General features: G+C 64.2%; 9 protein-coding genes and 3 pseudogenes. 8 read left to right on the forward strand and 4 right to left on the reverse strand.

The genetic code is table 11. The annotated features are described in order from the left end of the window. Window positions 1-32: 32 nt before the first annotated feature. Entirely contained in the window at window positions 33-1160 is a 1128-nt protein-coding gene (locus HF989_RS07755; RefSeq protein WP_168685387.1) for a sensor histidine kinase, read from the reverse strand. After that, window positions 1157-1879 carry a response regulator transcription factor gene (locus tag HF989_RS07760; protein ID WP_210729103.1) on the reverse strand — a complete coding sequence of 241 codons (723 nt, stop codon included), beginning with the start codon at window positions 1877-1879 and terminating at the stop codon, window positions 1157-1159. Before HF989_RS07760 ends, HF989_RS07755 begins: the two co-directional genes overlap by 4 nt. A gap of 406 nt (window positions 1880-2285) precedes the next feature. Here HF989_RS07760 and HF989_RS07765 point away from each other — a divergent pair, with 406 nt between their 5' ends. The 5 genes and pseudogenes from HF989_RS07765 (at window position 2286) to lnt (ending at window position 6852) form a co-directional block, all read left to right on the forward strand. Next, window positions 2286-2861: a CueP family metal-binding protein gene (locus HF989_RS07765; protein ID WP_168685389.1), complete on the forward strand. Its 576-nt coding sequence runs from the start codon at window positions 2286-2288 to the stop codon at window positions 2859-2861. A gap of 71 nt (window positions 2862-2932) precedes the next feature. Further along, window positions 2933-4414 (forward strand): multicopper oxidase family protein, encoded by a 1482-nt coding sequence (locus tag HF989_RS07770; protein WP_168685390.1) that lies wholly within the window; start codon window positions 2933-2935, stop codon window positions 4412-4414. 78 nt (window positions 4415-4492) lie between these two features. Further along, window positions 4493-4732 (forward strand): annotated as a pseudogene (locus HF989_RS07775) (peroxiredoxin family protein); the annotation flags it as partial. A 39-nt stretch (window positions 4733-4771) separates the two neighbouring features. After that, window positions 4772-5152: pseudogene (ccsA, locus tag HF989_RS07780) on the forward strand (cytochrome c biogenesis protein CcsA); the annotation flags it as partial. Window positions 5153-5382: 230 nt separating this feature from the next. Beyond that, entirely contained in the window at window positions 5383-6852 is a 1470-nt protein-coding gene (gene lnt, locus HF989_RS07785; RefSeq protein WP_168685392.1) for an apolipoprotein N-acyltransferase, read from the forward strand. A 230-nt stretch (window positions 6853-7082) separates the two neighbouring features. Here lnt and HF989_RS07790 read toward each other — a convergent pair. Beyond that, window positions 7083-7834, reverse strand: a pseudogene (locus tag HF989_RS07790) (M23 family metallopeptidase). A 119-nt stretch (window positions 7835-7953) separates the two neighbouring features. On the opposite strand from HF989_RS07790, the gene HF989_RS07795 reads away from it, so the two are divergent. Continuing rightward, window positions 7954-8457, forward strand: coding sequence for a DUF2269 domain-containing protein (locus HF989_RS07795; protein ID WP_168685394.1), 504 nt, complete (start codon window positions 7954-7956; stop codon window positions 8455-8457). A 357-nt stretch (window positions 8458-8814) separates the two neighbouring features. Here HF989_RS07795 and HF989_RS07800 read toward each other — a convergent pair whose 3' ends face one another. Next, window positions 8815-9066 carry a type II toxin-antitoxin system Phd/YefM family antitoxin gene (locus HF989_RS07800; RefSeq protein ID WP_168685396.1) on the reverse strand — a complete coding sequence of 84 codons (252 nt, stop codon included), beginning with the start codon at window positions 9064-9066 and terminating at the stop codon, window positions 8815-8817. Between the two features lie 186 nt (window positions 9067-9252). Between HF989_RS07800 and HF989_RS07805 the strand changes: the two genes are divergently transcribed. Together HF989_RS07805 and HF989_RS07810 are read left to right on the forward strand one after the other, a co-directional pair. Continuing rightward, window positions 9253-9462: a heavy-metal-associated domain-containing protein gene (locus HF989_RS07805; RefSeq protein ID WP_168685398.1), complete on the forward strand. Its 210-nt coding sequence runs from the start codon at window positions 9253-9255 to the stop codon at window positions 9460-9462. Window positions 9463-9632: 170 nt separating this feature from the next. Next, window positions 9633-11969, forward strand: coding sequence for a heavy metal translocating P-type ATPase (locus HF989_RS07810; protein ID WP_168685400.1), 2337 nt, complete (start codon window positions 9633-9635; stop codon window positions 11967-11969). Window positions 11970-12212: the final 243 nt, after the last annotated feature.

The raw sequence follows: 12212 nt of genomic DNA on the forward strand, positions 1-12212 counted from the left end.
AGGGCACGGCCCTCACGCGGGGCAGGGTATGGTCACCGAGCAGCCTCCTCACTGTCGGGAGGGGACAGCGGGAGGCGGAGGGCAAACACCGCTCCGCGACCGGGTCCGGGGGAGGTGGCGGTGAGAGTGCCGCCGTGGGCCTCGACCAATGCCTTGGAGATGGTCAGGCCGATACCGGCCCCGCCGTTGTCCCGGCTGCGGGCGGCATCCCCCCGGTAGAAGCGTTCGAAGATGTGTCCGAGCTGGCCAGGTGGGATGCCCTCGCCGTCATCGGCGACGTGGATGAGCGCGGTGGACGCCCCCTGTCGGTGGACGCTGATCCGGACCTGCCCGCCGGCCGGGGTGTGCCGTAGCGCGTTCGACAGGAGATTGCTCATCACCTGGCCGAAGCGTTGCCGGTCCACGAGCACCCGGGCGGTGTCCGTAATGGTCTCGACCTGTAAATCGACGCCTTTGTCAGCATAAGCTTCCCCCGCGGCAGCAGCGGCGGTATGGAGCAGATCCCCGAGCCCTTCCTCCGCCAGGTCCAACTCGATCCGGTGTTCCTGGGCCCGGGAGACATCGTCGATGTCTTCCATCAACCGGGTCAGGCGGGTGAGTTGGTCAGCCATGATCGTGTGGGTGGCATTATTCCAGTCCACGGCCCCGTCCTGGAGACCGTCGAGGTAGACCGTGAGCACCGATAAGGGGGTGCCCATTTCGTGGGCCAGATCAGAGAGCATCTGGCGGCGGACCTGTTCGGTGTGTGCCAGCCGGTCGGCCATGGTGTTGAAGGCATGCGCCAGGGTGGTGACCTCGGGGCCTGCTTCTCCGGCGGGCACGCGGACACGATAGTTGCCGGCCGTCAGGCTGGTAGCGGCGCGGGTGAGATCCTGCAGGGGGGTGCGCAGGCGACGCGATAACCACAGGCTGGCCAGCAGGGCGCTGATCAAGGCGGTGGGCAGGGCGACGGCCAGGGTGGTCACGTTGGCGTCCCGGTAGGCCTGCTCGGCATGGAACAGCTCCAGCGAGGGGTCCTCCCGGCCGGCCATCAACATATGATCATGGAACAGGGGCGGGCCCACCATCGTGGCCACGGTCGCGGCCACCAGCAGGCTAATCACCACGACCAACACCTGGGCGGTCAGGAAGCGGAAGGTCAGGCCGGGTCCGTGATTCATGGCTGCCCCACCCGGTAGCCCACGCCACGCACGGTGTCGATAAACCCCCGGCCCCGGGTGTCGGTGCCGAGCTTGCGACGCAAGTTGCCGATGTGGACATCGACGATGCGTTCATCACCGACCCAGTTGGTGTCCCAGACCTCGGTGACCAGGTCGTGGCGGGTCAGCACCTGGCCGGGGCGCAGGGCCAGGGCAACCAGCAGCTCGAACTCCGTGCGGGTGAGCTCCACGGTCGTCTCCCCCACCCGCACCTGATGGGCGACGGGGTCAAGGATGAGGTCACCAACGATCAAGGGGGTGGTCACCTGCGGTGGGGTGGTGCTGGTGCGCGGGCGGCGCAGCACCGCATGCACCCGGGTCACCAGTTCCCGGATGCTAAAAGGTTTGGTGATGTAGTCATCCGCCCCCAGGGTCAAACCGCTGATCTTGTCGTCCTCGCTGCCACGCGCGGTGAGCATGAGGATGTAGCAGTCCGAGAAGGTGCGGATCCGTCGGCACACCTCCAGGCCGTCGAGTTCGGGCAGCCCCAGATCCAGCACCACAACATCGGGGGAAAAGCGACGGGCCTCGTCCACGGCCTGGGTGCCGGTGTGCGCCTGGCGGGTATCGAAGCAGGCCCGGACGAGGTAGGAGGCCACCATCTGAGCCAGGGGTTGTTCATCATCGACGACCAGCACCCGCCCCGGAGGCGTGGCGGTGGTCGGTGTGCGGTCAGCCATAGACCCCAGTATCACTCCGGCCAGAGGGGGAATACCACCCTCGCTCAGTGCCCGGCGGGGAAATCTTCATCAAATCTTCAAACATCACCCTTCGACCGCCGTCACCCCTGTGCCCCACCCCGGGCCGGCGGCATCGCCTCCCCTGGTCGGTTCAGCAGGCGCCACCAGGGAATTCACTGCCTGCACCGCATACCCGGGGCGGGTAGAAAGACATCGCCCACGGCTGTGGGGTGGTGTCCCGGTGGTGACCCAGCCCACCGAATTCACCCCCCTTTTCGCCCTGTTATAAGACTGTGAGCAGGGTTTTTGATTTCTAGCCCGTCAGACACCCGTGCTAGATAAAGGTATGGCATCGACCTTGAGGCGATGTCTTCTCACGGTCTTACCACGATCCAAGGAGATTGACGTGAAACGAGCAGCGATCGCAGCCGCCGCCCTTGCCCTCGCCCTCACGGGGTGTTCGGCCGCCGACCCGGAACCCACCGCCGACGGGACGGTGTCTCAGGACACATTCCTGACTACCCATGGCCTGGCCGACATGGACGCGGTGGAGATCATTGATCACCTCGACCGGCAGAAGGTCTCTGAGCGTCCCACGGATCTGATCGCCTCAGTGCGTAACGATGAACTGCTGCTCTCGAGCGATGACCAGGAAGTCGCGCTCGATCTTCCCGACAATCAGACGTATGTCTCGATCGCACCCTATCTCACCTCCACCCACGACTGCTTCTACCACAGCCTCACGACCTGCGTGGGGGAACTCGACAATGAGGATATCCAGGTCACGATCACCGATGAGGCGACCGGTGAGGTGCTGGTGGACGAGGCGACAACCACCTTCGACAACGGGTTTATTGGCTTCTGGCTTCCCGATGATGTCACCGGCCTGATTGAGGTCAGCTACCAGGGGCGTACCGGCACCACGGAGTTTTTCACCACCGACGACGGTGCCACCTGTGTCACAGACCTGCGCCTGACGTGACGGCTCAGCAGGGTCCTCACCTGCGACTGTCTCCCGTGTCACTGAAATCTTGCACCAAGGAAGGTTAAATCATGACGAACGCGTTTTCCCGACGACAGTTTCTGCTCGGCGGGCTCGTCCTCGCCGGCACCGGGGCCGTGGCCGCCTGCACCAGCGACCCTGGACCCGCTGCCTCGGCACCAGGTCCCTCCCTTCGCCCCACTCCCACCCCCACTACGCTCGGTGAGCCGACGGTGCGCCGGACACTGACCGCCCGGCCCCTCTCCCTGGATATCGGCGGCATCGAAGCCAAGACGTGGGGATACGTCTCTGACACCGGGGATGCGGCCATTGAGGCCACCGCCGGCGACGTCCTCCAGGTCGATATCACCAATGAACTGCCTGAGAGCACCTCCATCCACTGGCATGGCATCGCACTCCACAATGCAGCCGACGGTGTGCCCGGCATGACCCAGGACCCCATTGAACCTGGCGAGTCTTTCTCCTATGTTTTTGAAGTCCCCCACGGTGGCACCTACTTCTACCATTCCCACACCGGCCTGCAGCTTGATCGCGGCCTCCACGCCCCACTGATCATCCGTGACCCGCAAGACGCTGAGGACCAGGACGTCGAGTGGACCATCGTGCTCGACGACTGGGTCGATGGCATTCAGGGCACTCCCGACGATGAGCTCGACAAGCTCACCGGAATGGGTTCGGGCGACCATAACGGGAGGATGGGAATGGGAGGTCACGGCCAGATGATGCACGGCACCCCGGACCGGGTACTGGGCGGGGATGCCGGCGATGTGATGTATCCGCACTACCTCATCAACGGGCGTATCCCCCGTGCTCACCGGACCTTCGAGGCTCGCCCGGGCGACAAGGCCCGCCTGCGGTTTATCAACGCCGGCGGTGACACCATCTTCAAGGTGGCCCTCGGTGGTCACCGCATGACCGTCACCCACACCGACGGCTTCCCTGTCCAGCCCAGGGAGACCGAATCGATCTACCTGTCGATGGGCGAGCGTGTCGACGTCGAGGTCATCCTCGGCGACGGCATCTTCCCGCTCACGGCTTTGGCGGTGGGTAAGGACGACCGCGCCTTCGCCGTCATCCGCACCGCCGGCGGCCAGGCCCCCCGCCCCGATGTCGACTTCCCCGAGTTGTCGTCCGCCGGACTGCTTCTGTCCTCCCTGAAGCCTGCAGACCGTGCACTCCTGCCCGAGGGCACACCAGACCGAGAAGTCAGCATCGACCTGGGCGGGCAGATGATGCCGTATGAATGGAGCATTCTCACCGACGGCCAATCCTCCTCCGCGACCGTGCAGGAGAGCCAGCGCCTGCGGATGGTCATGCGCAACAGGACCATGATGCCCCATCCAATGCACATCCACGGCCACACGTGGGCGCTGCCCGGCAGCGGCGGGCTACGCAAGGACACCGTCCTTCTCCGCCACGGTGAAACCATGATCGCCGACCTGATCGCTGACAACCCCGGTGAGTGGGCATTTCACTGCCATAACGCCTATCACATGGAAACCGGGATGTTCAGCTCGCTTCGCTACGAGTAACCCCCACAGCATGGTCGGTCGCTGGGGTGAGCTGGGTCGCTGCAGACCACCCACCGGGCAGCACGATGACCTTCCTCGGTGTTGTGGTCTTCCGGGACAACCAGAACACCGTCTTCTTCCCCACGGCCCCGGAAAACCGAGATTATCTACGCAGAGGAGGAACGTGGCCCGCTGCCGGACTTCTCCGGCCCGGCGCTGATGGAGGAGGGTGAGAAGATCAGCCTGTCTGATTTTGAAGGCGAGGTCGTCGTCCTCAACGCTTGGGGCCAGTGGTGTGCACCGTGTCGGGCGGAAGTCGATGACCTGCAGCTTGTCCACGCAGATCATGGAGATGTACTCGTACATATTTCCCAGCGGCTGCGTATCTGGCAGCCGAAGGGTGCGGAGCGTGGCTTCTTCGGTGCTGTGGCCAAGCCGCTGCCGAGTGCGAAAAAGCTTGACGCCCTGGCCTACAAGTCCGCCATCATTACGTTGCCCGTGCTGGGGTTGGGCATTGTTCTGGGTGCGATCTGGGCGGAGGCCTCGTGGGGCCGGTTTTGAGGATGGGATCCGAAGGAGACCGCATCCTTTATCTCCTGGGTGCTCTATGCCGCCTACCTGCATGCCCGTGCCACGGCCGGGTGGCGCGACCACAAGGCCACGTGGATCAGTATCCTGGCCCCGGCCACGATAATCTTCAACCTGTTTTTCATCAACCTGGTCGTCTCCGGCCTGCACTCCTACGCCGGCCTGAACTAAATCCGGATTCGTCAACGCTTTGACGGACACCCCCAGATCCACTGAGAAAGTACTGAAAGTTGCTGTCACATGACTCGAAGGATTAGGCATATATTCACAACTGAGCAGCAGCCCGAAGAAAGCCGTGATCTCCGGTGAAGGCTAGTACTGCAGCAGACGTTACAGTCTCACGTCTTTCCCGGGGGATAGCGGGCGATAACTGGCGCAGATTGGCCGGTCCCACCGCGCTCATGATGGGAGCTGCGGTGGTCTGGTGGCTGGCGCTGCCGCCACGCGGTTGGTGGGTGCTGTTCCCGGTGGGCGTGACTATGTTCATGCTGGCTTTGGCAGGTCAACCACTACGTAACCGTTTGTGGCTCGGTGGGTTGGGCGGGGTGGCGCACTACGCTCTTGCTCTGCGCTGGCTCACCGACTTCAACACTGCCGGATACGCTGCTGTTGTTGCCGTTCAGGCGCTATTGTTAATGCTGGTTGCCGCGGTATCGCCTAGCGAGGCGGCTTTTCGCAGCCGCTGGTCGGGCTGGTGGCTGCTCACCCCTGCTGCCCTGGTGTTATTGGAGGCTGTGCAGCACCGGTTCCCGTTCGGCGGTTTCCCGCTGTCCGCTTTCGGATACAGCCAGACCGATGGTCCTTTCATGGCGGCAGCGCCCCTGGGTGGGACTCTCCTGGTGACCGCGTTGGCCGCAGTTGCGGGGGCCGTTGTTACCGCTGTCATCTTCGGGCCGAGACGAGCCCGTGCAGCATCCGTGGTCGCAGTGGTCGTGGTACTCGCGGTGCCGGCGTTCGCGCCAACGATCGTAGATGATACGGCAGAAGGCAGCCTTGACGTCGTGCTCGTGCAGGGTGGAGGCCCCCGCGGGCTTCGCGCGGTCAATACCGATCCGTTTGATACGACCCGCCGGCACCTACAGGCTGCCGAAGATATCACCGGGGACCCTGATCTGGTTCTGCTGCCCGAAAACGTCGTCAATATCGACGGCTCAATCGACGGGACGCGCGTTGATGCAGCTTTCGCTGAACTGGCCAGGCAACTCGACACGAACATCGTCGTCGGAATTACCGAATCCGAGGATCAACATTTCCGGAACGCATCCATAGTGTGGGGACCGGACGGGACCCGGTTAGGACGCTATGAGAAGCATCATCGTGTGCCGTTCGGCGAGTACATCCCTATGCGCAATCTGATTGAACGACTCAGCGAGGACGCACGGTTCATTCCCCGCGACGCCATTGCCGGAGAGGGACCGGCGGTGCTCGATCCCAGCGGGACACCACGATTGGGGATCGTCATTTCTTATGAGGTCTTCTTCGCCGACCGGGTCGCCGATGCCGTTCGCAATGGTGGGCAGCTACTCCTCGCACCGACCAACGCCGCGTCTTTTGTGACCGAGGAAGTACCTGCAATTGAAGTGGCCGCATCCCGGATGCGTGCCCGCGAGTTTGGCCGCACCGTTCTCCAGGCTGCCCCCACCGGATACTCCGCAGTTATCCAGCCCGACGGCACAGTCTCACAACTCAGTGGCCTGGGCACGAACGAACTGCTGACGGCAACCGTTCCCCTTCATACTGGTTTGACGCCGTATGCGCGCATGGGGGATACGCCCCTGTTGGTTCTCGCGATGCTGGCTCTTGCATGGCCTGCGGTTACCGGCCTCGTCAGCTGGCGCAGGAGAAGGCAGGTTACGGAAATATCCCACTAAACGTGGATTGCGGCACCTGCTCCTCGTTGGCGGGACGCTCGCCGCCCCCATATATGACGAGCACGGACTGCTTCCCCTGTGCCCCGGTCTGCCCTGCCTGGAGAAGCTATCAAGTCCGGGCTGTGTCGGCGATGAATGAGAAGCGTCTCTGCGGTCTGAGGCGGGTGCCTCCCGCCCAGTCACTGCCGCCGGTTCCGGTGTCGGGGCCGGTCCTGGTGAGTGCGGGAAGGTTAGAAGGTGACGCCGTGCTCGGCGAACCAGGGCAACGGGTCGACCGCCCCGCTGCCAGTCGGGTAAAGCTCGAAGTGCAGGTGAGAGCCGGTGGAAAACCCCGGTTGCCCATGCCAGTGATCCTCTGACCAGCGGTGACGCGTTCCCCAACGGTCACGTCGAGAGTCTCCATATGACCGTAGACGGCAATCGAGCCATCATCGTGCTGGATGCGGATCCACTGCCCGAAACCGGAGGCCGGGCCGGAGTCGATGACAGTGCCGCCCATCGCCGCGAGGATCGGGGTACCCACGACGTTGGCGATGTCGATACCCGCGTGGAGGGTTCCCCAGCGCACGCCGGAACCGCAGGTGAAGGTGCCTTCAGCGGGCTTGACCGCCGAGGGCGCGCGGGCAGCGCGCTCGTTCTGGGCCCGCTCGGCGTTGTACTGGATGGCCTTGTCCAGCTGCTCGTCGATGTTGGCGACCGGCTTGAATTCGGAGATCGCGAGAATCTGCGGTGCGGCCTGCGTCCCACTCGAGGACAGGGCCGTGTCGTTGGTGGCCAAATCCACCTCGACGGTGGCAGCCTCCGGGGAGACCGGAGCCTCGACCTCGGCCGGGGCTTGCAAGGTGGCGGCCGTGGCGCCACCGACGCCGGCGGATGAGACCGTGCCGGCGGCTACAGCCACGAGGGCGAGACGCCCCTTGGTCCGCGAGGTGGTGATCGTGCGGTGTTTTCCTCCGGATGACCGCGAAGACTTCAGGCGCATGACTCGGTCGTGCTGGTACTGGTGTTTGGAGACGGCAACCATGGGCCCAGTCGCCATGGGTTGGGGATGCCGGCCGAGGGGGCGTTCCTGGTCCAGGAGCACCTCTAATGGTGAGAGTGATGACCCCACGAATACGCAAGGCCGCGCTGGTGCAACATGTGGTCTGCTCGGTCGGCTGGCTCGGGATGGTGCTCGCCTTTATCGCGATGGCGGTCATGGGGATAGTGAGCGCGGATGAGATGGCGGTCCGGGGGACGTATCGGGTGATGGGGCAGGTGGCGTGGTGGGCGCTCGTTCCCCTGGCGGTGGCCTCGCTGGTGACCGGAGTCCTTCAATCCCTGGGGACGACGTGGGGATTGTTCCGACACTACTGGGTGGTGTTCAAGCTGGGGCTCACTGTGGTGGCGGCAGGTGTGTTGGTGCTGTACATGCAGACCTTCGAGTATCTTGCCCGGGTGGCGGCAGACCCGGGCGTGGGGCTGGAGGCCGTGCGGAATTTCTCCCCGGTCCTCCACTCCGTGGCAGCAGCCTTGGTATTGCTGGTGGCTACGGTGCTGGCGGTGTACAAGCCGCGGGGTCTGACCCGATACGGGCAACGAAAAAAGGCCCCGCTAGCAGCCTGATGTAGCGTGCCTCAGCTGTCCATTCCTTATTTGTTCAGGTTCGGCAGTCATGCGTCATGCGCAGGAACGCCAGGGACCGGCCTCATCCCACTCAACGATGCGAGTATGAGTGCCTGTCTTCCTTGGAACCGAGACGCTGATCAGCTCACCGTCATTGACGGCCGTGGACTACCCAGCTACAGCACTCCCCGTCGCCGCCCCGCAACTTTTCCACTCCGCCGAGACGGCGGAACGTGGGCCAGGGCGTCGATGGCGGTGGCAATCACTGCTGCCATTGCCGGGCCAGCGTGCGAAGGGCTGTCGCAGTTGAAAGCTTATCGATGATCAAATACCGCGGCACAGGTATGGACAGGCAGGTCAGTCCAGTTCGAGGTCGGACGTGAACTCCTCGTGGGAGACACCGCCCGCCTCCTGGCGGGCAGCCGCTGCGGCACGGATATCCTCGCCATCCTCCAGCGCCTGAACCGCCCGGTCGTAGAAGTCCGGGGAGACCATCACCGCCCGGCGGCGGGGCCCGCAACTGAGGATGGTGACCGGTTCACGTTGGGCGGCATCAAGATAGTGGCTTTGTTCGCTGCGGAACTGACTGAGGGTGACCGTGATGCCCATACCCTTTAACGCACATTTTGTACAAGAAGTGCAGCAACGATCGCGGCCGTTCCGGAAGTCCTGCCCGCCGAACGGGACGCTTAGGGGCAGGCACCTCCTTGACTGATACCCCCCAAGGGTATAGGTTGAAGGTTGTTGGGGCACCTCCACTCCTGCCCCTCAGGACATCAAGGAAAGGATCATCTGATGAGCGCTGTAACAAAGAAGTACATCGTCGAAGGCATGACCTGCGGACACTGCAAGTCCTCCGTGGAGGAGGAGATCGGCGAGGTCGCCGGTGTGACCATGGTGGAGGCCACCGTGGATACCGGGCAGGTGACCGTCACGGGTGAAAACTTCACCGACGACGATGTTGTCGCCGCTGTCACGACAGCCGGCTACACCGTCAAGCCCTAATCCCTGGGCCCGGTCCCCGCCTCGGGTAGACACGGCCGGGCCAACCCTGCTGGATATGCCCATCAGGACCAGCCATGCCGGTTCGATATCCCCGACGGTGCATCTGTGGGCGGGCCTTTTGGGACCTCGGAGATGCACCTCACCACTGTTTGCTGAAGGACTGATCACTGATGATTCAGACTCAACCGTCGGTTGACCTACTCCAGGTCGATCTGGGCGTCACCGGCATGACCTGTACGTCGTGCTCAGGGCGGGTGGAGCGCAAGCTCAACAAGCTCGATGGCGTGGAGGCCACCGTCAACTTCGCCACCGAATCCGCCTCCGTCAGTTACGACCCCACCAAAGTCGACGCCGATCGGCTGATCGAAACCGTGCGGGGTGCCGGGTACGACGCGTTCACCATGGGGGATCAACACGCCTCCGCCGTGGACAGCGGCCCGGAGGAGGACACCGAGGTGGTCGGTGACCGCCACGAACAGGCCCGCGAGGCCGAGGCCACAGACCTGAAGTCGCGTCTGATCGGGTCGACGATCCTCTCCGTTCCGGTGGTCGCGATCTCGATGATCCCGTCCCTGCAGTTCATGAATTGGCAGTGGGCCCTGCTCGTCATGTCCACCCTGATCTACTTCTACGGTGGCGCCCCGTTCCACCGGGCGACCTTAACCAACCTGCGTCACGGCTCGACCACGATGGACACGCTCGTGTCTCTGGGCACTACCGCTGCGTATCTGTGGTCGCTGTGGGCCTTGTTCTTCGGCAACGCCGGGCACCCCGGCATGGTCATGGAGATGAGCCTGCTGCCCCGCCGTGACGGCATGGACCACATCTACCTCGAGACCATCGCCGTAGTCATCACCTTCCTGTTGCTCGGCCGGTGGTTTGAGGTCCGCGCCAAGGGCCAGTCCTCCGCGGCGCTGAAGTCCCTGCTGGACATGGGTGCGAAAGACGCCGCGGTGATCCGCGACGGTGAGGAAGTCCGCGTCCCGGTCTCCCAGCTGACAGTCGGTGACGTCTTCGTCGTCCGCCCGGGTGAGAAGATCGCCACCGACGGTCGTGTCATCGAGGGCACCTCGGCCATCGACGAGTCGATGCTGACCGGCGAGTCCGTTCCCGTCGAGGCCGCCCCCGGCACCCCGGTCACGGGCGCGACGATCAACACCTCCGGTCGACTGCTGGTCGAAGTCACCCGCACAGGTTCGGAGACCACGCTGTCCCAGATGGCCAAGCTGGTCACTGACGCCCAGGCGAAAAAAGCCCCGGTCCAGCGCCTGGTGGATAAGATTTCCTCGGTCTTCGTCCCGACGGTCATTGTCGTCTCCATCATCACCCTGATCGTCCACCTCGCCCTCGGCAGCGGGGCGAACTGGGCCTTTTCCGCCGCAGTCGCGGTGCTGATCATCGCTTGCCCATGCGCCCTGGGACTGGCCACCCCGACCGCCCTGCTGGTGGGCACCTCCCGGGGCGCGCAGCTGGGCTTGTTGATCAGGGGCCCGGAGGTCCTCGAATCCACCCGCCAGGTCGACACCATCGTCATGGACAAGACCGGCACCGTCACCTCCGGGGTCATGTCGGTCACCGGCGTCCACGCCGCCGACGGCTACACCAACAACGAGGTCCTCGCCTTGTCGGCGGCCGTCGAAGCAGGCTCCGAGCACCCCATCGCCAAGGCGATTGTCACCGAGGCCGAGCGCTCCGGGAACATCCAGGAGGCCACCGACTTCGACAGCACCGCCGGCCGGGGCGTCACGGCCACCGTCAAGGGTCACGTCGTCACCGTCGGCCGTCCCGCCGGCCAGCTGCCCCGTGACCTCACCACCGCCTTCGACCACGCACAGTCGCAGGGCGCGACCCCGGTAGCCGTCTACGTCGATGACCAGCCCGCCGGTGTGGTCGTGGTGCGCGATGCCATCAAAGACTCCTCAGTGGAAGCGGTCGCCCAGTTCCGCAGGCTGGGGTTGAGGCCGTACCTGCTCACCGGCGATAACGCGAAGGCCGCGGCCGCCGTCGCCCAAGAGGTGGGCATCGATGCGGCCAACGTGAGTGCCGAGGTCATGCCGCAGGACAAGGTCGCGGTCATCGAGAAGCTGCAACATGAGGGCAAGAAGGTCGCCATGGTCGGCGACGGCGTCAATGACGCGGCCGCCCTGGCCCAGGCCGATCTGGGTCTGGCCATGGGGGCGGGCACGGATGTGGCCATCGAGGCCTCCGATATCACCTTAATGAACAACGACCTGCGCTCCGCGGGCGATGCCATCCGTCTGTCACGTCGCACGCTGGGCACCATCAAGGGCAACCTGTTCTGGGCGTTCGCCTACAACGTCGTGCTGATCCCGGTCGCCGCGATCGGTTTCCTCAACCCGGGGTTGGCGGGCATTGCGATGGGCTTCTCCTCGGTGTTCGTGGTCTCCAACTCCCTCACGCTGCGTAGATTCAAGCCCTCCCACGACAACACCAGTTCCTCACCGCAGCCCGCTCGCCCCTCCGTGCGGCAGCCGGTCACCGCCTAATCCACATCCTTTTCTAGCGATAAGGAACCCCGTGTCCTCCTCCTGTGGCTGAGTCCCTGCAATAACACTCAGACCTCCGTCCCCAAGTACCTGCTCCTGACCTCTCCCCCGGCCCCACCCGGCAGGCCCCTCCGGGCCGACAATCTGCCGACTACTTATCCGAATAACGCCACAGGGCGTGGGGACCATGAGGTCCTCATGCCTCATTCCATACCCTCGGGCTTTCCATCCTGATCGACCCGC

The sequence above is a fragment of the Corynebacterium mucifaciens genome, assembly GCF_012396315.1.
GTDB classification, from domain to species: Bacteria; Actinomycetota; Actinomycetes; order Mycobacteriales; family Mycobacteriaceae; genus Corynebacterium; species Corynebacterium mucifaciens.